Raw genomic sequence first — 24118 nt, forward strand, 5'->3', positions numbered from 1 at the left:
GCTATATCTATTAGTTAGTCGCGCGGCAGCGTGATGCGCACGCGCAGGCCGCCTTCGACGCGGTTGTCCAGCGTCAGCTCGCCGCCATGGCGATTGACGATATCGGCGGCAATCGACAGCCCCATCCCCACGCCGCCGGTAGCCCGGCTGCGCGACGACTCCACGCGATAGAACGGCTCCAGCACGCGCTGCAACTCGGCCGGCGGAATGCCGGGGCCGTTGTCGCAGACGTCGATCTGCACGCGCTCGGGGCTGTCCGTCAGCACGATATGCGCGGCGCCGCCGTAGCGGTGCGCGTTCTCGACGAGGTTGACCACGGCGCGGCGCAACTCCGCCGGGTAGGCCAGCAGCGGCGCGGCGGTGCCGGAGAGCCGCACGTCCTGCCCCAGTTCCTCGGCATCGTCGACGATGGCCTGGAGCAGCGCCTGCACGTCCACGCGCTGGCGCGGGCCGGTGCCGTCGTCGCGGTCACGCAGGTAATAGAGCGTGGCGTCGATCAGCCCGTTCATCTCGGCCAGATCCTGCCGCAGGCGGTAGCGCACGTCGTTGTCCTCGATGCGCTCGATGCGCAGGCTCATGCGCGTGAGCGGCGTGCGCAGGTCGTGCGAGACTGCCGCCAGGAAGCGCGACTGCTGCGCCAGCTGCGTGCGGATGCGTTGCTGCATCAGGTTCAGCGCCTTGGTGGCGGCGCGCGCTTCGGCCGGACCCGCATCATCGTCGAGTGGCGGGGCGTGCACATCCTGGGCCAGCCGGTTCGCACCGGTGGCCAGCCGCTGCACCGGCCGCGCGAGCAATCGCGCGCCCACCCACGACGAAATCACGATGGCGATGAACTGGAAGATCAGGCCAGGATGCAGGGGCCAGAGTCCGTGCCAGGGGGGGAAGTGGCGCTGCGGTCCGGGCGGCTCCCCGCGCCGGTCGGGATGGCCGGGACGGAACATGCCGCGCTCCCCGGCCGGGCCGCCCTCGCCCGCCTCCTCGTCTTCCTCGAAACGCGGGCCGCGCTGCGACGGCTCGGGGCGGTGGAATGGCTTGCCGGCGGCGGCGGCCTCCGAGGCCGCCTCGCGCATGCGTTCCTCCCAGCGCGGCGAGCCGGGGCGCGGGAACAGGCCCTCGATGACGGTCACGCCAAGCACGTGCACGGCCACCATGATCGCGGCCATGACCAGGAACAGCCGCAGGAACATCGAATCGAAAAGGTGGCGCCGCATGGTGGGGTCTGTCCGGACGCCGGCGGTGGCGTTCGGCGGCGGGGGGGACGCGGCCATGCGTCAGGAATCCACGTTGACCGTGAAGACGTAGCCCTCGCCCCGCACCGTGCGGATCAGCGCCGAGTCGCGCGGATCGTCGCGCAGTTTCTGGCGCAGGCGCGAGACCAGCAGGTCGATGCTGCGATCGAACACGTCGAGGTCGCGACCGCGTGCCTGGTTGATGAGCAGTTCGCGATCCAGCACGCGGTTCGGGTGCTCGATGAAGGTCAGCAACAGGCGGAACTCGGCGTTCGACAGCGGCACGACCGTGTCTTCCTCGTCGAGCAACTGGCGCAGCGTGGTGTTGAGCCGCCACGCGCCAAACTTGACCTCGTGCCCCGCCGGGGTAGGTGCCGAACGACGCACATCGGCCCGGCTGCGCCGCAGCACCGTGTGGATGCGCGCCACCAGTTCACGCATCTCGAACGGCTTGGTCACGTAGTCGTCCGCCCCCACCTCGAGCCCGACCACACGGTCGGCCAGTTCGGCGCGGGCGGTCAGCATGATTACGGGGATGTCCGTGCGCTCGCGGATCTCGCGACACAGCGTCAGGCCGTTCTCGCCGGGCAGCGAGAGGTCCAGGATGACCAGGTCATAGTGATGCTGCGCCATGGCCGTGCGCATCGACGCCCCGCCTTCGGCCCCATCGGCCGCCATGCCGAACGTGGCCAGGTATTCGGCCAGCATGGCGCGGATCTGGGGATCGTCGTCGACGATCAGCAGGCGGGTAGGCAAGGCGGGAGTGAGGTCCATGGCAAAGCGGGAGGGATGGGAAACGCCGGCGGGCGACGGCCTGCGCAACGACCGGCGGTCAACTGTACCAGTTTGCAATATTCGCGCTGTGGCGGCTTTGTATCAGGTTCGATACGTGCGCTGTGGATAACTTCGCCTGACAAAACGACGCCCCCGGCACTGCCGCGCCGGGAGCGTTCAACAGGGAAGAGCCAGGCACGCAAGCGTACCCAGCCGCACCGCTAACCGAAGGGCAGGCGCGGCACGGCGCCAGTCGCCGAGGCGTCTGACGCGTCGCCATATTAGAAAGCGCGAGGCGCGCGGTCTTGTCTGCCTTGTATCGGCGGTGATGCTTGGTAGGGGATGCGACTCAACCCGTCACCGGCTTGCCGGGTGCGCCCGGCGTACCCAGCAGCGCCTTGAGATTGGCCAGCCGGTCCTTGGGGCTCATGGCCGGGGTCTCGTCGACGGGAGCCGGCGCTTCTTCGAGTTTCATTTCGGCGATGAAGCGCGAGGGTTCGCAGGAGTAGGTGTCCCGGGCGCGTTTGCGCTTCTTGCACCAGCTGATCTGGAGGCTGCGCTGGGCGCGGGTGATGCCAACGTACATCAGCCGGCGCTCTTCCTCGATCTTCTCGTCGCTCATGTCTTCGTCCTCGCGCGCGTGGGGCAGGATGCCCTCCTCCACGCCCACCAGGAACACGTGCGGATATTCGAGGCCCTTGGACGCGTGGAGCGTGGAGAGCCGCACCGCGTCCGGGTCTTCCTCGCGGCCTTCGAGCATGCTCATCAGCGCCACGGTCTGTGTCAGTTCGAGCAGGTTCTTGCCTTCGTCGCCAAAGCCGTCGGCGTTGTCGAAGCCGGTGGCCTCGCCCTCCCCGGCCTCGGGTTCCGGGCGCGTGCCCTTGCGCTTGAGCCAGTCGAGGAATTCAAGCGTATTGGTCCAGCGCGACTGGGCCTGGCGCTCGTCGAAGGTATCGTACAAGTACGATTCATAGTGGATGCCGGCCATCATGTCGTCGAGCAGCACGGTGGCCGGATCGGTCTTGGCGCGGTCCGCCAGGCGCACCATCGACTCGCAGAATACGCGCAGCGGCTCCAGCTGGCGCGGCTGGAGCTTGCCTTCGATGCCGCCCATCATGGCGGCCTCGAACAGCGACACCTTGGCCTGCCCCGCGAACGTGCCGAGCGCCTCCAGCGTGGTGTTGCCCACGCCGCGCTTGGGCGTGGTGATGGCGCGGATGAACGCGGGATCGTCGTCCGGATTGGCGATCAGCCGCAGGTAGGCGCAGATGTCCTTGATCTCCGCCTTGTCGAAGAAGCTCTGGCCGCCGGACAGCACGTACGGAATCCGCTCGCGCCGCAGGATCTGCTCGAACAGCCGCGCCTGATGGTTACCGCGATACAGGATGGCGTAGTCGCGGAACTGCGCGCGGCGCTCGAACTTGTGGGCGGACAGGCGGAACACCACGGACTCGGCCTCGTGCTCCTCGTCGTTCATCGGATGGATGGCGATGGGGTCGCCCATGCCGTGCTCCGACCACAGCTTCTTGTCGAACAGCTTGGGATTGTTGGCGATGACCGCGTTGGCCGCCTCCAGGATGCGCACCGTCGAGCGGTAGTTCTGTTCGAGCTTGACGACCTTGAGGTCCGGGAAATCGGTCTGCAGGCCGCGCAGGTTGTCCAGCGTGGCGCCGCGCCAGCCGTAGATGGCCTGGTCGTCGTCGCCCACGGCCGTGAACGCCGGCGCGCGCAGGTGCGAGCCGCCGGCCAGCAGCTTGAGCAGCGCGTACTGGCAGGCGTTGGTGTCCTGGTATTCGTCGACGAGGAAGTAGCGCAGGCGGTTCTGCCATTTCAGGCGCACGGCCTCGTCGCGCGCGAACAGCTCGGCGGGCAGGCGGATCAGGTCGTCGAAATCCACCGCCTGGTAGGCGTGCAGCGTGGCCACGTAGTTGCGGTAGACCATGGCGGCCTGGTGCTCGTCGGCATTGGCGGCCTGGGCCAGCGCGGTCTCCGGATCGATCATGCCGTTCTTCCACAGCGAGATCGTGCCCTGCACGCTACGGATCAGCTTCTTGTCCGTGGTGGCGAGCTGCTCCTGCACCAGTCCGAAGCAGTCGTCCGAATCCATGATCGAGAACTGCGGCTTCAGGCCGACGTGCTCCGCCTCCATCCGCAAAATCTGCACGCCGAGCGAGTGGAAGGTACAGACGGTGAGCTGCTTGAGCGGAATCCGCTTGCCCTCGCGCGTGGTCTTGCCCTCCATCAGCTTGCCGATGCGCTCCTGCATCTCTTTCGCCGCCTTGTTCGTGAAGGTGACGGCGGCGATGTGACGCGGCTCGAAGCCCTTGTCCTCGATCAGGTGGGCGATCTTTTGCGTGATGACGCGCGTCTTGCCGGACCCGGCGCCCGCGAGGACGAGGCAGGGCCCGTCCAGATAGCGAACGGCTTCGGATTGGGCGGCGTTGAGTCCGTGGGTCATGGGTGGGCGGGTGCCGGATGGCGCACGCTTGGCAGGCGCGCGAAAGGCGTCGATGTTAACACGCAGGGTGGCCTGCGCCGGTGCCTGATGACGGACATCAAGGACGCGAGTGCTACCAGTGTTTCATCGCGGTAACACTTCGTAAAAGTGACGTCCGAGGGGACATCCGGGGCATGGAGATTGCCTCATACGGTCATGCGGGACCGGCGGCGACGCCGTCCTGATGACAAATTCGGCACATTCGGAGGCGATCATGAAAACAATGCGAACCCTGGCGAAAATCACGCTGATCGGTGTCACGCTGGCGGCCTTTGGCGGCTGCGCGGACATGAGCCCCAAGACCCGCAACACCGCCATTGGCGCGGGCGTTGGCGCGCTCGGCGGCGCGGCGCTGACCAACGGCAGCGCGCTCGGCACGGTGGGTGGCGCGGCGGTGGGTGGCGTGGTGGGTAACGTCGTCACGAAGGATCGTTGATCCGGCGCGGGTAGTCCTTACCCTCAGGCGGCAGGAATTACAGCCAGCCCCCTCCCCGGCGCCTAGCAAGGTGGCGTCGGCGCCGCGTTGACAAAGGTCAACCCGTCCCGTACATTCACGCGCATCCAACCGGGAGAGCGCGCAGCCATTGCGCCGCCGAAGGGGTATCACCCGAAAACTCTCAGGCACCACGGACCGGTCGGATCGGCATGCAACATGCACACGATGCATGCCGCACTCTGGAGAGCGACACCCGCCCGTGCCAACGCATGGCGAGCGTGTCCACCGAAGGGGCGCGCGATGCGGCAAGCTGCATCGTAATCTCTCAGGTATCGAGGACAGAGGGGTCATCCGCCGCGGCGGATTGGTGGCATTGCCATCGATCCCCACGGCGGATGACCCTTTTTTCGTTTTCGCTGCCGTATTCGCTCCAGAGGATTTCCCATGACGCTCCAGGCCACGCCCCTTAACGCCATCCACCGCTCGCTCGGTGCCCGCATGGTCGATTTCGGCGGCTGGGACATGCCGGTCAACTACGGCTCCCAGATCGAGGAACACAACGCGGTGCGCGGCGATGCCGGCATGTTCGATGTCTCGCACATGTGCGTGGTGGACCTGTCCGGCCCCAACACGCGCGCCTTCCTGCGCGGCCTGCTGGCCAACAACGTCGACAAGCTCCAGACCCCGGGCAAGGCCCTGTATGCGTGCATGCTCGACGAAAAGGGCGGCGTCATCGACGACCTGATCGTCTATTTCTTCGCCGAAGACCGCTTCCGCCTGGTGGTGAACGCCAGCACGGCGCTGGGCGACATCGAATGGATCACGGCCCGCAACGCGGCCACCGGCAGCGGCGTGACGATCACCCCGCGCCGGGGCGACGTGGCGCCGGCCGGCGTGGGCAAGCTGGCGATCATCGCCGTGCAGGGCCCGAACGCGCGCGCCAAGGTGCATGAGGCCTTCCCGTCGACCCAGCCGGCCGACGCACTCAAGCCGTTCAACGCGGTGGTGGTGCGGGACCCGATGGTCGGCGAGCTGATGGTGGCCCGCACCGGCTACACCGGCGAGGACGGCTTCGAGCTGGTGGTGGAGGCCGAGAACGTGGCCGGCATCTGGGAAAAGCTGCAGTCCGTGGGCGTGCGCCCGGCCGGACTGGGCGCGCGTGACACGCTGCGCCTGGAAGCCGGCATGAACCTGTACGGCCAGGACATGGATATCCACACCTCGCCGCTCGACGCCGGCCTGGCCTGGACCGTCGACCTGCAGAGCGAGCGCGATTTCATCGGCAAGTCGGCGCTGCTGGCGGCCGGACAACATAAGACATTTGCCGGCCTGATCCTGCGCGACAAGGGCGGTGTGCTGCGTGCGCACCAGAAGGTGATCACCCCCGCCGGCGACGGCGAGATCACGAGCGGCACCTTCAGCCCGTCCCTCTCCCAATCCATTGCGTTTGCCCGGCTGCCGCAGGGCGTTGTGCCCGGCACCGAGGTCCAGGTCGAGATTCGTGACCGCAAACTGACCGCGACTGTGGTTAAACTGCCGTTTGTGCGCAATGGCAAGGCACTCGTGAGCTGAGGCATCCGCCCGGCTGACACCAACGGTCGCCATCACGCCTGCCCGGCTGGCCCCGGCAGGCGAACCGAAACAAGACAAACACTGCATTCCCGGAGAATCCGTCATGAATTTCCCTGCTGACCTGAAGTACACCGAATCGCACGAATGGGTGCGCGTTGAAGCCGACGGCACGCTGACGATCGGCATTACCGACCACGCGCAGGACGCGCTGGGCGACATCGTCTTCCTGGAACTGCCCGAAGTGGGCAAGTCGGTCGGCGCCGGCGACGCGCTGGCCGTGGTGGAGTCCGTGAAGGCCGCTTCCGACATCTACGCCCCGGTGGCCGGCGAAGTCATCGCCGTGAACGAGGCCGCCAGCGCCGCGCCGGAATCCGTCAACGCCAACGCCTTCGACGCGTGGCTGTTCAAGCTGAAGCCGGCCAATGGCGACGATGTGAACGGCCTGATGAACGTCGACGCCTACAAGGCCAGCGTCGGCGCCTGACGCGCTGCACCAGCCGTCTCCCGAGCCAGGAGACGGCGCCCGAGATGCCCGCGCGGCGGCCAGGCTGACCACCTGCCGCCCCGCCCCACGAGACACTTGCCATGAACGCCCCTCTTCCCATGAACGCCGCCCAAGGTAGCCGGCCCACGCTGGCCGAACTGGAGGCGCGCGACGCCTTCGCCGCCCGTCATATCGGCCCGGATGCCGCCGAACAGCAACACATGCTCAAGGTGCTCGGCTACGAGACGCGCGCCGCGCTGATCGACGCCGTGGTGCCCGCCGCCATCCGCCGCCGCGACGGCATGCCGCTCGGCGAATTCACCGAGCCGCTGACCGAGGAAGCCGCGCTGGCCAAGCTGCGCGGGCTGGCGAACCAGAACCGCGTGCTCAAGAGCTTCATCGGGCAGGGTTACTACAACACGCTCACGCCGGGCGTCATCCTTCGCAATATCTTCGAGAATCCGGCCTGGTACACGGCCTACACGCCGTACCAGCCCGAGATCTCGCAGGGCCGCCTGGAGGCGATGCTGAACTTCCAGCAGATGGTCACGGACCTGACCGGGCTGGACATCGCCAATGCGTCGATGCTGGACGAAGGCACCGCTGCCGCCGAGGCGATGACGCTGCTCCAGCGCGTGAACAAGCACGCCTCGAACACGTTCTACGTGGCGGACGACGTGCTGCCGCAGACGCTGGAAGTGGTACGCACGCGCGCGCTGCCGCTGGGCATCGAGGTCAAGGTCGGCCCCGCCGCCGAGGCCGCCGGCGCCCATGCCTTCGGCGTGCTGCTGCAATACCCGGGCGTGAACGGCGATGTGGCCGACTACCGTGCCATCGCCGATGCCGTGCACGCCGCTGGCGGGCTGGTGGTGGCGGCGGCGGACCTGCTGGCGCTGACGCTGATCGTCGCGCCGGGCGAATGGGGCGCCGACGTGGCCGTGGGCAACTCGCAGCGCTTTGGCGTGCCGCTCGGCTTCGGCGGCCCGCACGCCGGCTACATGGCCGTGAAGGACGAATTCAAGCGCTCGATGCCGGGCCGTCTGGTGGGCGTGACCATCGACGCGCAGGGCAACAAGGCGTACCGGTTGGCGCTGCAGACGCGCGAGCAGCACATCCGCCGCGAGAAGGCCACGTCGAACATCTGTACCGCGCAGGTGCTGCTGGCCGTGATGGCGTCGATGTACGCCGTGTACCACGGGCCGCAGGGCCTCCAGCGCATTGCCCAGCGCGTGCACCGCCTGACCGCCACGCTGGCCGCCGGCCTGAAGGCGATGGGCGTGACGCCGGTCAACGCCACGTTCTTCGACACCCTGACGCTGGACACCGGCTTCAACACCGAGGCGATCCACGCCGCCGCCACCGCGCGCGGCATCAACCTGCGCCATATCGGCGCCACCCGCGTGGGCATCTCGCTGGACGAGACCGCCTCGCGCGAGGACGTGGTCGCGCTGTGGGAGATCTTCGCGCACGGCAAGCCGGTGCCGGCCTTCGATGCGACCGAGGCCGCCGTCGGCGATGGTTTCCCTGCCGCACTGGCCCGCCAGAGCGCCTACCTGACGCACCCGGTCTTCAACACGCACCACGCCGAGCACGAGATGCTGCGCTACCTGCGCTCGCTGGCGGACAAGGACCTCGCGCTGGATCGCACCATGATCCCGCTCGGCTCCTGCACCATGAAGCTCAACGCCACCAGCGAGATGATTCCGGTGACGTGGCCCGAGTTCAGCAAGGTCCACCCGTTCGCCCCGCTCGACCAGACCGTGGGCTATCGCGAGATGATCGACCAGCTCGAAGCCATGCTCTGCGCCGCCACCGGCTACGCCGCGGTGAGCCTGCAGCCGAACGCGGGCTCGCAGGGCGAGTACGCCGGCCTGCTGATCATCCAGAAGTACCACGCCAGCCGCGGCGAAGCCCATCGCGACATCTGCCTGATTCCCTCGTCCGCGCACGGCACCAACCCGGCGTCGGCCCAGATGGCCGGCACGAAGGTGGTGGTGGTGGCGTGTGACGCCGACGGCAACGTCGACCTGCAGGATCTGGCGAAGAAGGCCGAGCAGCACAGCCAGAACCTCGCCGCAATCATGATCACCTACCCGTCCACGCACGGCGTGTTCGAGCAGGGCGTGCAGCAGATCTGCGAGATCGTGCACCAGCACGGCGGCCAGGTGTACGTGGATGGCGCCAACATGAACGCGATGGTCGGCACCGCCGCGCCGGGCCAGTTCGGCGGCGATGTCTCGCACCTGAACCTGCACAAGACCTTCTGCATTCCGCACGGCGGTGGCGGCCCCGGCGTGGGCCCCGTGGCCGTGGGCGCACACCTGGCGGACTTCCTGCCGAACCAGGACAGCGTGGGCTATCGCCGCGACGACAACGGCATCGGCGGCGTCTCGGCCGCGCCGTTCGGCTCGGCCAGCATCCTGCCGATTTCGTGGATGTACGTCGCGATGATGGGCTCGGCCGGCCTGACCGCCGCCACCGAGAACGCCATCCTGGCCGCCAACTATGTGGCGCGCCGGCTCTCGCCGCACTTCCCGGTGCTCTACGCCGGCCAGCACGGTCTGGTGGCGCACGAGTGCATCCTGGACCTGCGCCCGCTGCAGAAGGCCACCGGCATCAGCAACGAGGACGTGGCCAAGCGCCTGATGGACTACGGCTTCCACGCCCCGACCATGAGCTTCCCGGTGCCGGGCACGCTGATGATCGAGCCGACCGAGAGCGAGGCGCTGCACGAGCTGGACCGCTTCATCGACGCCATGATCGCCATCCGTGGCGAGATCGCGCGCGTGGAGGACGGCAGCTTTGACCGCGACGACAACCCGCTGCGCCACGCGCCGCACACCGCCGCCGTGATCACCGCCAATGAGTGGACCCACGCGTACACGCGTGAGGAAGCGGCCTACCCCATTGCCTCGCTGCGCACGCAGAAGTACTGGCCGCCGGTGGGCCGGGCGGACAACGTGTACGGCGACCGCAACCTGTTCTGCGCCTGCGTACCGATGAGCGAGTACGCGCAGGACTAAGGCGCCGTGTCTGGCGGCGTCCGGCCTGCCCGGACGCCGCTGGCGCGCTTTGCGCCTCCCGCCCCGGCCCCCCGGGCCGGCGTGCAGCACACCATCCCTAGCGGAGGTCTAGTCCATGTGGAATCTGAGCGCCCCCTGGTGGGAATTCGTGCTGCGCGGGCTGATCGTCTACGCCGCGCTGCTGTTCCTGATGCGCGTGTCGGGCAAGCGCCAGATCGGCCAGTTGTCGCCGTTGGATCTGGTGCTGCTACTGATCATCTCGAACGCGGTGCAGAACGCCATGAACGGCGGCGACAACTCCGTCACCGCCGGGCTGATCCTGGCCGCCACGCTGTTCGGCGCCGACGTGCTGGTGGGCTACGGCACCTGGCGCAGCCGCCTCCTGGAGGCGCTGGTGGAAGGCCGGCCCGAGATCATCATTCACCAGGGCGAGATCTTCCAGGATGTGATGCGCCGGGAGCGCATCACACCGCGCGAGCTGCAGAAGGCGCTACGCCGCAACGGTTGCGCGCGTGTGGAAGACGTGCATTTCGCTATTCTTGAGACAGACGGCACGATTAGCGTGATCCAGAAGGAAAAGTCCGAGGACGGGCACGCAAGGCCCGCCATCGACGCCATGTGGCGCGAGCCCGGCCGGCCCGATGCCGATATGTCGCTCTGACCCGACACCCGACCACTTTCCCGACGGCCTCCCCGCCCCTGCGCCCTGCGCGCCGCCCCCTACCGGAGTTCCCCGTGGCTGTCAGCGTTTTCGATCTGTTCAAGGTAGGTATCGGGCCGTCCAGCTCGCATACCGTGGGGCCGATGCGTGCGGCCCTGATGTTTGCGCACGGGCTCGAGCGGGACGGCCTGCTGCCCCAGGTGGGCAGCGTGCGCGTGGAGCTATACGGCTCGCTCGGCGCCACCGGCAAGGGCCACGGCACCGACAAGGGCGTGATGCTGGGGCTGATGGGCGAGGCGCCCGACACCGTCGACCCCGAAACCATCGAGTCCCGGCTGGCCACGCTACGCGCCCAGCGCAAACTGGCCCTGCTCGGCACGCACGAGGTGCCGTTCGTCGAGCGCGAGCACATCGTGTTCTACCGGCGCGAGGCCATGGCCGAGCATCCCAACGGCATGAAATTCCACGCCTTCGACGCGGAGGGCACGCCGCTGCGCGAGGCACGCTACCTGTCCGTGGGCGGCGGCTTCGTGGTCACGGCCGGCGCGCCGAACACCCAGATCCTGGCGGCCGAGCGGCAGTTGCCGCACCCGTTCCGGAGCGGCCGGGCGATGCTGGAGATGGCGCACGCGAGCGGCAAGTCCATCGCCCGGCTCATGATGGAGAACGAACTGACCTGGCGGCCCGAGCAGGAAGTGACCGATGGCCTGCTTCATATCTGGGACGTGATGCAGCAATCCGTGGCGCGCGGCTGCCGCACCGATGGCGAGCTGCCGGGGCCGTTCAAGGTACGGCGGCGCGCGCCCGAGTTGTACCGGGGACTGACGCTGCACGCGGAGCGGGCGCTGTCCGATCCGCTCTCCGTGATGGACTGGGTCAACCTCTACGCCATCGCCGTCAACGAGGAAAACGCCGCCGGCGGGCGCGTCGTCACGGCGCCGACCAACGGCGCGGCCGGCATCATCCCGTCCGTGCTGCACTACTACGACCGCTTCATCCCCGGCGCCAACCGCGCCGGCGTGGTCGATTTCCTGCTCACGGCGGGCGCCATCGGCCTGCTCTACAAGCTCAACGCCTCGATCTCGGGCGCCGAAGTCGGCTGCCAGGGCGAAGTCGGCGTGGCCTGCTCGATGGCCGCCGGCGCGCTGGCGGCGGTGCTCGGGGGCACGCCGGAGCAGGTCGAGAACGCGGCCGAGATCGGCATGGAGCACAACCTCGGCCTGACCTGCGACCCGGTCGGCGGCCTGGTCCAGATCCCGTGCATCGAACGCAACGCCATGGCATCCGTCAAGGCGGTCAACGCCGCCCGCATGGCCCTGCGCGGCGACGGCACCCACTATGTTTCGCTCGATTCGGTCATCAAGACCATGCGCGAAACCGGCGCCGACATGAAGACCAAGTACAAGGAGACGGCGCGCGGCGGGTTGGCGGTGAATATCGTGGAATGTTGAGCAGGCGCCGGCGTATCATGGCGGCACCCCCGGTTTGCCAAGAAGAAAACGGCCATGCAGACCTTCCATCAGCTGTTCGACGAGACTTCGTCCACCTTCACCTACCTGCTGATCGACGCCGAGACGCGTGAGGCGTTGCTGATCGATCCGGTGGACCGGCAGTACGCGCGTGACCTGGCGCTGCTGGGCGAGACTGGCGCGCGGCTGGTCTGGATTGTCGAGACCCACGCGCACGCCGACCACATCACCTCCGCCGGGCAACTCGCCCTGCAGACTGGCGCCAACACCGCCGCGCCGTCCGGCTGCGACATCAAGCCTGCGCTGAAACAACTGATCGACGGTGACACCGTCAGCTTCGGCAAGCAGGTGCTTCGCGCGATCCACACCCCCGGCCACACCGCCGGCAGCATGAGCTACCTCTGGGAGGAAGCCACGCCGGACGGCGTGGTGCGCCGCATCTTCACCGGTGATGCGCTGCTGATCGACGGCTGCGGGCGCACCGATTTCCAGTCCGGCGACGCCGGCACGCTGTTCGACAGCCTCACCGAGAAGCTCTTCCGCCTGCCCGACGACACGCTGGTCTACCCCGCCCACGACTACAAGGGCCACACCCAGTCGACCATCGGCCATGAGCGCGCCCACAACAGCCGCGTGGCGGGGCGCTCGCGCGACGAGTTCATCGTCATGATGCGCAACCTCAACCTGCCCCGCCCCAAGCTGATCGATATCGCCGTGCCGGCGAACCAGCGCCTGGGGCTCGTGACCGGGCGAGATGGGGAAAGCGTGCCGCACGGCATCTGATTTTTCGTTCTTCTACTACCCGGAGTGACCAGCATGGCCGAGCACAGTGCCGAGATCGCGTGGGAGCGCGGCGATCAGGATTTCGTGAGCAACCGCTACAGCCGCAAGCATGTGCTGCGGTTCGACGGCGGCGCGGAAGTGCCGGGCTCGGCGTCGCCACACGTGGTGCCGCCGCCGATGTCCGATGCCAGCGCGGTGGATCCCGAGGAAATGCTGATCGCGTCGATTTCGGCCTGCCACATGCTGTGGTTCCTGGCGCTGGCCGCCAAGCAGCGCTTCGTGGTCGATCGCTATGTGGACAAGTCCGTGGGCACGCTGGCCAAGACCGCCGAAGGCCGCATGGCGGTGACCGTGGTGACGCTGCGTCCCGACGTTACGTTCTCGGGCGAGCGCCTGCCGACCCGCGCCGACATCGATCAGCTGCACCACGCCGCGCACGACGCCTGCTTCATCGCCAATTCGGTGAAATCCGAGATCCGATGCGAGCCGGTGTATCCGACCTGACCCCTGCAAACGCCTAATACGCGGCACGAAGGAATTCATTTGACTTCGCCCCCTGCGCTGCAATACTGAGACCGCACACGCGGGCACATGGCCCCGCCGGAGGAGGTACATCATGCATCACAGCAAGCGATGGGGGATGGTGCTCGGCGCGGCAATCGCGTTGGCCGCAGCCGGCGTGCAGGCACAGTCGAAACCGGTGGCTTATCCGGCCAAGGGCCAGTCCGCGCAGCAGCAATCCAAGGATGACGGGGAGTGCTACAGCTGGGCCAAACAACAAACCGGGATAGACCCCGCAGTGGTGGCCCAGGCCCCGCCGCCCCAGCAGGCCCAGGGCGGCCAGCGCGTGCAAGGCGCGGCGCGCGGGGCAGCGGGCGGCGCCGTGATTGGCGCAGTTGCGGGCGATGCCGGCAAGGGTGCGGCGGCCGGAGCCGCCGTCGGGACCATGGCGGGCGGCTCGCGGAACCGGCAGGAACGCCGTAACGTGCAGGCGGCGAACGAACAGAACGCCGCGAGCCAGCAACAGGCGATGGGCAGCTACTACCAGGCGTGGAAGGCTTGCATGGGTGGCAAGGGCTATACCGTTCAATAAGCGGTGCAGTCACCCCGGCCCGCCGTCGGCGTCAGGCCTCCCACCGCTCGCAGGTACGCCGCACCGTCTCGCGCAGGCTGTGCGCATCGGCATCGACGGTGCGCACCCAGTGCGCGTCGTTGTCACGGCTCGAAGCCAGCGCGCGGATATTTTCTAGCGCCTTCAGCGACCCCAGCGCCTCCGCGTGCGGCACCAGCGCGTCGCAAATCGACAAAATATGATCCGAGATCGGCATCCGCGTCAGTTCGTTCGGATGCACGTACTCGCCCTCCAGCCCGAAGCGGCACGCCTGGAAGCGGTTGAAGGTGTACACCAGGTAGTCGTCTTCCTGCGGCATGAACGGCCGTGACAGCAGCAGGTAGCGCGCCAGCGCCTGGATGTACGCCGCGATGTCGCAGGCGCGCTCCACGGTCAGCGGGGTGTCCATCACGCGCACCTCGATCGTGCCGAACTCCGGCTTGGGACGGATATCCCAATAGAAGTCCTTCATGCTCTCGATCACGCCCGTGTTGCGCATCTTGTTGAAGTAGGCGGTGAAGGCGTCCCACGTCAGCACATGCGGTGCGCGGCCGCTCATCGGGAAGGCCGCCACCGAGTTCAGGCGCGCCGAGGCAAAGCCGGTATCCACCCCCTGCACGTACGGCGACGACGCCGCCAGCGCGATGAAGTGCGGCACGTAGCGGCCGATGGCGTGGAGCAGGAACAGCGACTCGTCCGCGCTCGGGCAGCCGATATGGACGTGCTGGCCGAACACCGTGAACTGCTTGGCGAGATAGCCATACAGCTCGGAAATGTACTGGTAGCGCGGCGAATCGGAGATGGTCCGGTCCGACCACTGCTGGAACGGATGGGTGCCGCCGCCGCAGATGCCCAGGTTCAGCGAGCGGGAGGCGCGCGTCATCAGGTCGCGCATGACCGTCAGTTCCTCCAGCGCCTGCGCGTAGTCGCGGCAGATGCCGGTGCTGATCTCGATCATCGACGGACTGATCTCGGGCTTGATGTCGCCCGCGTGCTGGGCGCCCTTGACCGCACGCAGCAGGTCCGGCGCGAAGGGCGCGAGGTCATAGTCATGACGGTTCACAAGCTGGAGTTCCAGCTCCACGCCGAACGTCAGCGCCTCGGAATGCTTGAACGGTTCGAGCGACATCAGCGCCCTCCTCCATTGTCACGCGCCTCGCCAGCATAGCGCAGCGCCCAGGACGCGATGACCGGCCCCAGCAGCTGTTCGATGGCCAGCGCACACAGGATGATCGATGCCAGCGGTCCGCCGGTGCTCGGGTACAGGCGCGCCACGTCGTTCATCAGCAGGTAGGCCAGCCCCGACATCGGCGCCAGCGCCAGCCCCAACGCCATGCACTGGCGCAGGCTCAGGCCCGAGAACGAACCGAGCGACACCACGCCGGCCAGCTTCGCCACATGGCGCATCACCACCAGCGCCACGGCCAGCGTGCCGCCGACTACCCAGTCGTGCGCCGTCAGCGGCAGGCCCAGCGACACTACCATCACGATGATCAGCAGGCTCCCGGCGCTGCCGAAGTGCGCTGGCCACACGTGCGGCTGGCGGTCCTGGTGCTTGAAGACCACGCCCGCCAGCATCAGCGTCAGCGGCATGGACAATTTTAGGACGCGCGTCAGCGCCAGCGTGAACAGGACCAGCCCCACCAGCACCAGGAAGCTGTAGTGATCGTCCGCGGACATGCGCGCGTACAGCGCGTGCCCGAGCTTGCCGACCACCCACGCCAGCAGGCACGAGCCCACCAGCAGGTAGAGCGGATGCAGCAGCGCCGCGCCAATATTGCCGTATTCGGAATGGAGCCAACCCGTGGCCACCTGGACGATGGCCGCCGCGTAGATGCTGTTCAGCGCCGCCATGGCCATCAGCCGTTCCGTGACCTGCCCCTCGGCGCGCAACTCGTTCTTGAGCTGGAGCACGATGGTGGGCGAGGTGCTGACCGCGATGCCTCCGGCCAGGATCGCCACGCCCGGCGACGCCCCGAGCCACTGGAGCACCGTGGAGACCAGCCCCCAGGTCAGCAGGCTTTCGGCCGCGCTGGTAAACAATAGCCAGCGGTTGGCGCGCAGCCACGACAGCGACAGCCGGTGCCCGAGTTCGAAGAGGGCCAGGGCCAGCGCCATGTCGATCAGCACCCGCGTCTGCAGGATCATGTTGTCGTCGACGATGCTGCGGCCGAGCATGCCGGCGAACAGCCCCACCACCGCGTAGCCGACGATGCGCGGCAGGCCCAGCCAGCGGCGGCAGACCTCTCCGGCCAGGCCCGCGCCCACCAGCGCGAGACCCACCCAGAACAGGCCGCCCGGTGCCAGCGGCAGGGTCGGGAAAAGTTGGCTCAATCCGTTCATGGCCGACATGGTAACGGAAGCACTTGGGTTGCAGTGTCGGGCTTTGTCCGACCCTACGTGGAAGACGCCGGCAACTTACAGCAAATTCCAATAAAAAACGCCATCGTCGTCGATGGCGTTTTGTAGGTCTTTCAAGAATCAGAATCGGGGACGGTTTTCCGGACCTGTTTCAGCGCCCGGAGCCCCCGCGAGCCGTTCCGAAGTTACACGCCCCACACCTTCCACTTCGGACGGGTGGCCTTCAGGCCGGCCTCGGCCTTGGCGTACAGCGGACGGGTGCGGCCCTTGTCCGCGCCGAGCGTGCGGGCGCGCTCGAACCAGCCCAGCGCCGTCTCGCGCTGGCCCATGCCCAGCGCCGCCAGCACGGCGTGCAGCCACGTTTCGGCGTCCCAGTCGGCACGGGCGGCAAAGGCGAGCTGGAAGTCGGTCAGCGCTTCCGGAAACTGCTCCATCTCCGTCAGCAGCCGGGCTCGCTGGGCGCGGGGCGCGGCCTGGTCGGCCGGATCGCCCTCGGTCAGCGACACCGCCCGCTCGAACAACGGCAGCGCGCGGGCCGGCTCGGCCAGTTCGTGCCAGATCTGGCCGAAGTGATTGAACAGCCACGCGTCCTCCACCAGCAAGGAGCGGCGTTGCAGGGCTTCGAGCTCGCCCAGGGCGTCGATCTTGTCGTGCTCGTCCATCGCTGCCATGCCCGCCTGCAGCAACGCCGCATAGTGGGCGCGCGCGTGCGCCATGGCGTGGGCGCCGGCGGTGCGGGCCTCCACGGGCAGCGCGTCCAGCCGGGCGTCCATATGGGTGATGGCAGCGCGGGCGGACTCGGTGGCATCGCGCCCGCCCAGCGCGCGCCAGGCGGCCACGAGCCGGCTGAACGCCCACGTGACATCGGCCGGATTGCGCTCCACCGGGTAGCGGTTCAGCACCTCGCCGGCCAGCTCCACCACCTGCTTGTGCTGGCCCGCCGACGCGTGAGCGTCGAGCAGGTCGATCCAATGGTCGATGAAATCGCTCGCGGCCATGCCCTTGCGGTGCAGCGCCACCTTTTCCTCGACATGGACGGCATCGGCCGGCAGCAGGCGCGCCGTCAGCCGGCACAGCAGCGAGTACAGGTGCGGGTCGGCGTTGCCGCCGTGGCCGTCGGCATCGCCCTCGCCTGTGGAAAAGTAGGCTTCGAAGCGCTCCAGCCCCTTGCGGCAGGTGGCCTCGAGCATCGGCTTCAGGGTCGCCTCGGACGCCGGCACCTCGTCGATGAAGGCCCCCAGCGCCGTGGCGGCGTGGAAGTAGGCAGCGCCGTCGTCGGCATCGGCGGTCATCGCGAAACCCTGCCACGCCGGGGGCGTACCCGGCGCTGCGTCGGCAGATTGATAGCGCCAGGTCAGGTCGCGTACCTGCGCCTGCGGGTCCGGCCGCTGGCGCAGGTAGGTGGCCAGGTCGTCCAGCGCACCGGCGCGGTCGCTGCCCAGCCGCAGCGGGGCGCGCAGGCGGCGCGCCTCGGGGTGATCGGGGTGCTCGGCCAGCACGCGCTCGGCCTCCATGCCCGCCATGGCGTCGCCGGCTTCCGGCGTCAGGTCGAGCAATTCGGGGGAATCGAGCGCGATGCGGGCCAGGCAGATGCGCATCAGCGGCTCGCCAAGCTGGCTGGCGGCGTCGGCGCGGTCTACGTAGTCCTGCACCAGCGGCAGGATGTCGGCGGCGCCCAGGTCCGGCGCGCGATACAGCAGATCGTGCCAGTAGCGGCCCGCGCGGGCGAAATCGTTGAGCCGGAAGGCGACAAAGCCGGCGTAGAAATGCGCGGCCCACTCGCCCGAGGCCAGCCCGTTGCGGCGCGCGGCCTCGTGTAGCCAGGGCAGCGCCTCGGCGTCCTGTCCCTGGCGCATCAGCAGCGTGCCGTAGAGATGGGCGAGCGCGCCGCGCGACGCCCAGCGGTGCACCGGTGCCAGCGACAGCTCGGGCAGACGGGCCATGGCGGCTTCCAGCGCAGCCAGCGCGCCGGGCACATCGTCCTGGTCCGCATGCAGTTGCGCCTGCAGCGCGGCATAGTCGACCACCTCGGGATGGGCCTCGCAAAGCTGGTCGGCGATCTGTAGCGCCTCGGCGTGGCGCCCGGCGTTGGCTAGCGCAATCGCGTGCTCATAACTGACTTCCTGCACGGACGGCTCCTATGGAAAAAGTATGCAAAAGCGCGATTATGCGCCAACGCCGAGAAAGACCATGGGAAGAACAGCGTGGGAAACCCATCCGCTTTGGCATAAAAAACGCCACCCCGGGGGGTGGCGTCAGTCCGGCAGACGCGCCGGCCGGAGGAAAGCCAGCCGGCGGCCTTGTGTCTTGCGCGGTCAGGGCTTACTTGCCGCCGACCGTTTCCAGCACGGTCCACTTGCCGTCCGCGACCTTGTAGACGGTGATGCCGCCGTCCTTCAGGTCACCGCGGGCGTCATAGGCCAGCGTCTTGGTGGTCACGCCCTGCATGTTGGTGGCGGCCAGCACTGGAAGGTAACGCGCCGGGTCGGCCGAGCCGGCCTTGATCATCGCCGTCATCATGGCGGTGGCGCCGTCATAGGCGTACGGCGAGTAGGTCTGCACCTTGCTGCCGAAGCGCTTTTCGTACTTCTTCTCGTACGCGGAGCCGCCGGGCATCTGGTCCAGCGGCAGGCCGGCCAGCGACACCACCGTGCCATCGGCAGCCGGGCCAGCCAGCTTCAGGAAGTTGTCGGTCTTCGACATTTCGCCCGACACCAGGGGTGCCTTCAGGCCCAGTTCCTTGACCTGCTTGGCCATCGGGGCCGATTGGGTCTCGGCGCCGCCGTAGAAGATCACGTCCGGGTTGCTGCGCTTCAGGTTGGTCAGCACGGCCTTGAAGTCCACCGCCTTGTCGTTGGTGAACTCGCGGCGCACGATCTTGCCGCCAGCGGCCTTGGCGGCCTTCTCGAACTCGTCAGCCAGACCCTGGCCGTAGGCGGTGCGGTCATCGACGATGGCGATGTTCTTGGCACCCAGCTTCTTCACCACGAAGGCGCCGATCACCGAACCCTGCTGGGTGTCGGACGTCATCATGCGGAACGTGGTCTTGAAGCCCTGGCGCGTGTACTCCGGAGCCGTGGCCATGGCGATCTGGGGAATGCCGGCGCGGTTGTAGACCATCGACGCCGGGATGCTGGTGCCCGAGTTGAAGTGGCCGAGCATGCCCTGGATGCCGGAGTCCACCAGCTTCTGGGCGACCACGGAACCCGTCTTGGGATCTGCCTGGTCATCTTCGGAGACCAGCACGAACTTGACATCCTTGCCGCCGATCTTCGGCTTGGTGGCGTTCATGTCCTCGATGGCGAGGACCACGCCGTTCTGCATGTCCTTGCCGTACTGCGCCTGGCCGCCGGTCATCGGGGCGGCGAAGCCCAGCTTGATTTCCTGCGCCTGGGCGAAGGCAGCCTGCGCGGCGGTCAGGCCTGCAACGGCCATGGCAACGGTCATGGCCGTTTTTTGGAATGTCGAGCTCATCAGTTCTCCTTGGGTCCCATTGGGTGCTTAGGGTGCCGTGTTGTAGCTGCGCGGCCGGCCTCCGGCGCGCATCACGGACCGGCGTTGGCAGCACCGCTCCGTTCCTCGGTTGCGCGGCGGGGTCGGGATCGCCGGCCCCCACCGCACGCATCGACAACCGATCAACTAAGGACTTGCTTAATACTTAGCCGATCGTCATCAGACTTGCATTGCCGCCCGCAGCCGCCGTGTTGACGGACAGCGAACGCTCGATCAACAAACGCTCCAGCGCGACATTCGGTTCACCGTGAGCCAACCCCTGCACGCCGACGATGGGACCGTGCCGCTGGGCCACCTGTTCGCAGACGGTACGCAGCTGGTCGGAATCGCCGTGGTGCAGCACCGCGTCGAAAGCGGCGTCCGCGGCCTGCGCATCTTGCCAGTTGGCGGCCAGGCGGACGCGCGATTGTACTGCCTGGGGCAGGCGCGACAGCAAGCCCTTGTTTGCAGTGGTGTCTGGCCACAACGCCTGGGCGCCCACGGCCAGGACGGCGGCCAGTTGGGTGAGCAGGTCGGCCTCTTGCTGGGCCAGGCACAGTACCCGCTCGCGCGGCAGCAGCGAGTAGGTATTGCGCTCGCCGGTGGGGCCGGGCAGCGTCACGGCCAGGCCGGACGGGCTCGCCTCGGCAAAGCGGTCGCAGGCGGCGGCCAGTTCGGGTTGCGAGCCCTGCGCCCACGCCTTCAGCGCGGCCAGGCCGGACGAGACCGGCGCGACCTGTGCCCCGCCATTGGTATCGGCGCCGCGCACGGTACGCGCCACGGCGTCCTGCGGGCACACCGACAGCAGCCGGTGCAGGTAGAGCGGGCCGCCCGCCTTGGGGCCGGTGCCGGACAGGCCCTCGCCACCAAACGGCTGCACGCCGACCACTGCACCCACAATGTTGCGATTCACGTACAGGTTGCCCACATGGGCACGATCCACGATGCGGGCGATGGTTTCGTCGATCCGCGTATGGATGCCCAGCGTCAGGCCGTAGCCGGTGCCGTTGATCTGGTCGATCATCGTGTCGAGCGCGGCGCGCGGGTAGCGCACCACGTGCAGCACCGGGCCGAAGACCTCGCGTTGCAGTTCTTCAAGGCTTTCCAGCTCGATCAGCGTGGGCGGCACGAAGGTGCCGTGGCGGCAGGCGGCGGACTGCGCGGCGCCCGGATCGGCCTGGTGCACGCGGCGGCCCTTGGCGCGCATCGCCTCGATATGGCGGACGATGCCGGTACGCGCTTCGTCGTCGATCACCGGGCCGACGTCGGTCGAGAGGCGGTCCGGGTTGGCCAGCGTCAGCTCGCCCATCGCGCCCTTGAGCATTTCCAGGATGCGGTCGGCCACGTCTTCCTGCAGGCACAGCACGCGCAGCGCGGAGCAGCGCTGGCCCGCCGAGTCGAAGGCGGAGGACACCACGTCCGCCACCACCTGCTCGGCCAGCGCGGACGAATCCACGATCATCGCGTTCTGGCCGCCGGTCTCTGCGATAAGCGGAATCGGACGGCCCGCGGCGTCCAGGCGGCCGGCGACGTTGCGTTGCAGCAGGCGCGCCACCTCGGTGGAGCCGGTGAACATCACGCCCTTGACGCGGGCATCGCCCACCAGCATGGCGCCTACGGTCTCGCCGCGGCCCGGCAGCAGTTGCACGGCACCAGCCGGCACGCCGGCCTCGCGCAGCAGGCGCACGGCCTGGGCGGCGATCAGCGGGGTCTGCTCGGCCGGCTTGGCCAGCACCGGGTTGCCGGCGGCCAGCGCGGCGGCCACCTGGCCGGTGAAGATCGCCAGCGGGAAGTTCCACGGGCTGATACAGACCACCGGGCCTAGCGGGCGATGGGTATCGTTCGAGAAGCCGTCCCGCACCTGCACCGCGTAGTAGCGCAGGAAGTCGACGGCCTCGCGCACTTCGGCAATCGCGTTCGAGAAGGTCTTGCCGGCCTCGCGCATGATGGTGCCCATCAGCGACTGCATCTGCGCTTCCATCAGATCGGCGGCACGCTCCAGGGCGGCGGCGCGCACCTCGGGCGGCGTGGCCTGCCAGATCGGCGCCACGTTGACGGCGGCGGCCAGCGCGGCCTCGATCTCATCGGGCGTGGCTTCGCTGACGTGGCCCACCACGTCGCGGTGGTCGGCCGGGTTCAGCACCGGGGCGAACACGGCGTCGGCGCGCGACACATCGCCGCCCAGCAGCGGCTCGGCACGCACGGTGTCGCTGGTGCCGGCCAGCAGCGCCGACGACAACGACGCCAGCCGATGCTCGTTCGACAGATCGATACCGATCGAATTGGCGCGCGACTTGCCATACAGCGCGCGCGGATGCGGGATGCGCGGGTGGGGCAGGCCGAGCGTGCCTTCGGTCTTGTGCATCTGCTCGACCACGGCGACCGGGTCGGCCACCAGTTCGTCGAGGGCGATGGTGTCGTCGGCAATGCGGTTCACGAACGACGTATTTGCGCCATTTTCGAGCAGGCGGCGCACCAGATAGGCCAGCAGCGTCTCATGCGTGCCCACCGGCGCGTAGATCCGGCAAGGCCGGTTGAACTTGCCCTCGGCGAGGGGGCCCACCACCTGGTCGTACAGCGGCTCGCCCATGCCGTGCAGGCACTGGAACTCGTACTGGCCGGGGTAGTAGTTCTGGCCGGCAATCTGGTAGATCGCCGAAAGCGTGTGCGCGTTGTGCGTGGCGAACTGGGGATAGATCGCATCGGGCACGGACAGCAGCTTGCGCGCGCACGCGATGTACGACACATCGGTATAAACCTTGCGCGTATAGACCGGGTAGCCCTCCAGGCCATCGACCTGCCCGCGCTTGATCTCGCTATCCCAATAGGCGCCCTTGACCAGGCGGATCATCAGGCGGTGCCGGCTGCGCCGCGCCAGGTCGATCACATAGTCGATCACGAACGGGCAGCGCTTCTGGTAGCCCTGCACCACGAAGCCGATGCCGTTCCAGCCGGCCAGATCGGGTTCGAAGCAGAGGCGTTCGAGCAGGTCGAGCGAGATTTCGAGGCGGTCGGCCTCCTCCGCATCGATATTGATGCCGATGTCGTACTGGCGCGCCAGCATCGTCAGGGACTTCAGGCGGCCGTAGAGTTCCGAGATCACGCGCTCGTGCTGAGCGCGGCTATAGCGCGGATGCAGCGCGGACAGCTTGATCGAGATGCCCGGGCCCTCGTAGATGCCCCGGCCGCGCGAGGCCTGGCCGATGGCGTGGATGGCCTGCTCGTAGGAGGCCAGGTAGCGCTGGGCATCGGCCTCGGTCATGGCGGCTTCGCCGAGCATGTCGTACGAGTAGCGGAAGCCTTCGGCCTCGTATTTCCGGGCGTTGGCGAGCGCCTCCGAGATGGTCTCGCCGGTCACGAACTGCTCGCCCATCAGGCGCATGGCCATGTCCACGCCCTTGCGGATCAGTGGCTCGCCGCCCTTGCCGATGATGCGCGTCAGCGCCTTCGACAGCCCGGACTCCGTATGCGTGGCCACCAGCTTGCCGGTCAGCAGCAGGCCCCAGGTGGCGGCGTTGACGAACAGGGACGGGCTCTGGCCCAGGTGCGACTGCCAGTTGGCGCCGCTGATCTTGTCGCGGATCAGCGCATCACGCGTGGCCTTGTCGGGAATGCGCAGCAGCGCTTCGGCCAGGCACATCAGCGCCACGCCTTCCTGCGACGACAGCGAGAATTCCTGAATCAGGCCCTGCACCAAGCCTTCGCGGCCGGTGCCCACCTTCTGCTCGCGCAGGCGCTGGGCCAGCGTCTTGGCCATCTTGATCGCGGCGTCGGCCTGTTGCTGCGGCAGGCGGGCCTGTTCCAGCAGCACCGGTACGCAATCGGTTTCCGGGCGACGATAGGCCGAGGTAATCGCGGCGCGCAGCACGGACTGCGGCTGGATGCTCTGGGCGAATTCGAGGAACGGCTGCGGGGCGGCATCGCCCGGTTGCACCTCGGTGTCACCGCCCTCGGCGTCTGCGCCGGCGCTGAACCCGCCTTCGTGCGGCAGATGGCCGCGTTCGACCTGCTCCAGATACGTGAAGATCGCCTGCTTGATCAGCCAGTGCGGGGTACGGTCGATCGATTGGGCAACGCGTTTGAGGCGGTCGCGCGAGGCGTCGTCGAGCTTGACGCCGAGGGTGGTGGTGGCCATGCGAGCAGTTCTCCGAAAAGCGGGGGGAAGCGGCCACGCGGTCCGCGCGCGGTGCGCACGCGAGCCCCGGCCGCTTCAGGGCTGCCGCGAT

17 protein-coding genes and 2 riboswitches are annotated in these 24118 nt (G+C 68.0%); of the genes, 9 read left to right on the top strand and 8 right to left on the bottom strand.

The features are described from left to right. Window positions 1-14: 14 nt before the first annotated feature. The 3 genes from AC1DEL_RS20155 to AC1DEL_RS20165 form a co-directional block, all read right to left on the bottom strand. Window positions 15-1211: an ATP-binding protein gene (locus AC1DEL_RS20155; protein ID WP_255370965.1), complete on the bottom strand. Its 1197-nt coding sequence runs from the start codon at window positions 1209-1211 to the stop codon at window positions 15-17. Between the two features lie 60 nt (window positions 1212-1271). Next, the gene (locus tag AC1DEL_RS20160) at window positions 1272-2003 is read right to left on the bottom strand and encodes a response regulator (protein ID WP_092300273.1); all 732 of its coding nucleotides are present in this window, start codon (window positions 2001-2003) and stop codon (window positions 1272-1274) included. 349 nt (window positions 2004-2352) lie between these two features. Then, window positions 2353-4461, bottom strand: a complete 2109-nt coding sequence (locus AC1DEL_RS20165; protein WP_092300276.1) for a UvrD-helicase domain-containing protein — start codon at window positions 4459-4461, stop codon at window positions 2353-2355. 253 nt (window positions 4462-4714) lie between these two features. Between AC1DEL_RS20165 and AC1DEL_RS20170 the strand changes: the two genes are divergently transcribed. The 9 genes from AC1DEL_RS20170 to AC1DEL_RS20210 all read left to right on the top strand — a co-directional run bounded on the left by AC1DEL_RS20170 (window position 4715) and on the right by AC1DEL_RS20210 (window position 14021). After that, window positions 4715-4936: a glycine zipper 2TM domain-containing protein gene (locus tag AC1DEL_RS20170; protein ID WP_092300425.1), complete on the top strand. Its 222-nt coding sequence runs from the start codon at window positions 4715-4717 to the stop codon at window positions 4934-4936. 120 nt (window positions 4937-5056) lie between these two features. Then, window positions 5057-5144: riboswitch (glycine riboswitch) on the top strand. A 21-nt stretch (window positions 5145-5165) separates the two neighbouring features. Then, a riboswitch (glycine riboswitch) is annotated at window positions 5166-5288 on the top strand. Between the two features lie 92 nt (window positions 5289-5380). Then, complete coding sequence (gene gcvT / locus AC1DEL_RS20175) at window positions 5381-6508, top strand: glycine cleavage system aminomethyltransferase GcvT (RefSeq protein WP_092300279.1); 1128 nt, start codon at window positions 5381-5383, stop codon at window positions 6506-6508. Window positions 6509-6611: 103 nt separating this feature from the next. Then, on the top strand, window positions 6612-6992 hold the full coding sequence (gene gcvH, locus AC1DEL_RS20180; RefSeq protein WP_092300282.1) for a glycine cleavage system protein GcvH: 381 nt from the start codon (window positions 6612-6614) through the stop codon (window positions 6990-6992). A 101-nt stretch (window positions 6993-7093) separates the two neighbouring features. Then, entirely contained in the window at window positions 7094-10015 is a 2922-nt protein-coding gene (gene gcvP / locus AC1DEL_RS20185; protein ID WP_477126169.1) for an aminomethyl-transferring glycine dehydrogenase, read from the top strand. A gap of 115 nt (window positions 10016-10130) precedes the next feature. Further along, on the top strand, window positions 10131-10676 hold the full coding sequence (locus tag AC1DEL_RS20190) for a DUF421 domain-containing protein (RefSeq protein WP_477126170.1): 546 nt from the start codon (window positions 10131-10133) through the stop codon (window positions 10674-10676). A gap of 74 nt (window positions 10677-10750) precedes the next feature. Continuing rightward, a complete protein-coding gene (locus tag AC1DEL_RS20195) occupies window positions 10751-12127 on the top strand; it encodes an L-serine ammonia-lyase (RefSeq protein WP_441593517.1) in 1377 nt (458 codons plus the stop codon). A 54-nt stretch (window positions 12128-12181) separates the two neighbouring features. Next, the gene (locus AC1DEL_RS20200) at window positions 12182-12928 is read left to right on the top strand and encodes an MBL fold metallo-hydrolase (RefSeq protein ID WP_092300294.1); all 747 of its coding nucleotides are present in this window, start codon (window positions 12182-12184) and stop codon (window positions 12926-12928) included. Window positions 12929-12961: 33 nt separating this feature from the next. Beyond that, a complete protein-coding gene (locus AC1DEL_RS20205; protein WP_092300297.1) occupies window positions 12962-13432 on the top strand; it encodes an OsmC family protein in 471 nt (156 codons plus the stop codon). Window positions 13433-13544: 112 nt separating this feature from the next. Then, window positions 13545-14021: a glycine zipper family protein gene (locus tag AC1DEL_RS20210; protein WP_369823529.1), complete on the top strand. Its 477-nt coding sequence runs from the start codon at window positions 13545-13547 to the stop codon at window positions 14019-14021. 31 nt (window positions 14022-14052) lie between these two features. Here AC1DEL_RS20210 and AC1DEL_RS20215 read toward each other — a convergent pair whose 3' ends face one another. From AC1DEL_RS20215 to putA, 5 genes are all read right to left on the bottom strand, one after another. Further along, window positions 14053-15168, bottom strand: a complete 1116-nt coding sequence (locus tag AC1DEL_RS20215) for a YbdK family carboxylate-amine ligase (protein WP_092300303.1) — start codon at window positions 15166-15168, stop codon at window positions 14053-14055. Beyond that, on the bottom strand, window positions 15168-16391 hold the full coding sequence (locus tag AC1DEL_RS20220; protein ID WP_177220002.1) for a cation:proton antiporter: 1224 nt from the start codon (window positions 16389-16391) through the stop codon (window positions 15168-15170). The genes AC1DEL_RS20215 and AC1DEL_RS20220 overlap by 1 nt, the downstream gene beginning before the upstream one ends. 194 nt (window positions 16392-16585) lie before the next feature. After that, the gene (locus AC1DEL_RS20225) at window positions 16586-18529 is read right to left on the bottom strand and encodes a hypothetical protein (protein WP_092300306.1); all 1944 of its coding nucleotides are present in this window, start codon (window positions 18527-18529) and stop codon (window positions 16586-16588) included. A 193-nt stretch (window positions 18530-18722) separates the two neighbouring features. Next, the gene (locus AC1DEL_RS20230; protein ID WP_092300309.1) at window positions 18723-19874 is read right to left on the bottom strand and encodes a branched-chain amino acid ABC transporter substrate-binding protein; all 1152 of its coding nucleotides are present in this window, start codon (window positions 19872-19874) and stop codon (window positions 18723-18725) included. A gap of 184 nt (window positions 19875-20058) precedes the next feature. Next, window positions 20059-24027: a trifunctional transcriptional regulator/proline dehydrogenase/L-glutamate gamma-semialdehyde dehydrogenase gene (gene putA / locus AC1DEL_RS20235; RefSeq protein WP_441593515.1), complete on the bottom strand. Its 3969-nt coding sequence runs from the start codon at window positions 24025-24027 to the stop codon at window positions 20059-20061. Window positions 24028-24118: the final 91 nt, after the last annotated feature.

The organism is Cupriavidus sp. 10L43_2 (genome assembly GCF_056395265.1).

What these genes read in the sequence shown, in the direction of transcription:
- gcvT (WP_092300279.1), top strand. Translation starts at nt 5,381, where the DNA reads ATGACGCTCCAGGCCACGCCCCTTAACGCCATCCACCGCTCGCTCGGT.
- AC1DEL_RS20170 (WP_092300425.1), top strand. Translation starts at nt 4,715, where the DNA reads ATGAAAACAATGCGAACCCTGGCGAAAATCACGCTGATCGGTGTCACG.
- AC1DEL_RS20210 (WP_369823529.1), top strand. Translation starts at nt 13,545, where the DNA reads ATGCATCACAGCAAGCGATGGGGGATGGTGCTCGGCGCGGCAATCGCG.
- AC1DEL_RS20230 (WP_092300309.1), bottom strand. Translation starts at nt 19,874, where the DNA reads ATGAGCTCGACATTCCAAAAAACGGCCATGACCGTTGCCATGGCCGTT.
- AC1DEL_RS20220 (WP_177220002.1), bottom strand. Translation starts at nt 16,391, where the DNA reads ATGTCGGCCATGAACGGATTGAGCCAACTTTTCCCGACCCTGCCGCTG.
- AC1DEL_RS20215 (WP_092300303.1), bottom strand. Translation starts at nt 15,168, where the DNA reads ATGTCGCTCGAACCGTTCAAGCATTCCGAGGCGCTGACGTTCGGCGTG.
- AC1DEL_RS20200 (WP_092300294.1), top strand. Translation starts at nt 12,182, where the DNA reads ATGCAGACCTTCCATCAGCTGTTCGACGAGACTTCGTCCACCTTCACC.
- gcvP (WP_477126169.1), top strand. Translation starts at nt 7,094, where the DNA reads ATGAACGCCCCTCTTCCCATGAACGCCGCCCAAGGTAGCCGGCCCACG.
- AC1DEL_RS20155 (WP_255370965.1), bottom strand. Translation starts at nt 1,211, where the DNA reads ATGCGGCGCCACCTTTTCGATTCGATGTTCCTGCGGCTGTTCCTGGTC.
- gcvH (WP_092300282.1), top strand. Translation starts at nt 6,612, where the DNA reads ATGAATTTCCCTGCTGACCTGAAGTACACCGAATCGCACGAATGGGTG.
- AC1DEL_RS20160 (WP_092300273.1), bottom strand. Translation starts at nt 2,003, where the DNA reads ATGGACCTCACTCCCGCCTTGCCTACCCGCCTGCTGATCGTCGACGAC.
- AC1DEL_RS20190 (WP_477126170.1), top strand. Translation starts at nt 10,131, where the DNA reads ATGTGGAATCTGAGCGCCCCCTGGTGGGAATTCGTGCTGCGCGGGCTG.
- AC1DEL_RS20205 (WP_092300297.1), top strand. Translation starts at nt 12,962, where the DNA reads ATGGCCGAGCACAGTGCCGAGATCGCGTGGGAGCGCGGCGATCAGGAT.
- putA (WP_441593515.1), bottom strand. Translation starts at nt 24,027, where the DNA reads ATGGCCACCACCACCCTCGGCGTCAAGCTCGACGACGCCTCGCGCGAC.
- AC1DEL_RS20165 (WP_092300276.1), bottom strand. Translation starts at nt 4,461, where the DNA reads ATGACCCACGGACTCAACGCCGCCCAATCCGAAGCCGTTCGCTATCTG.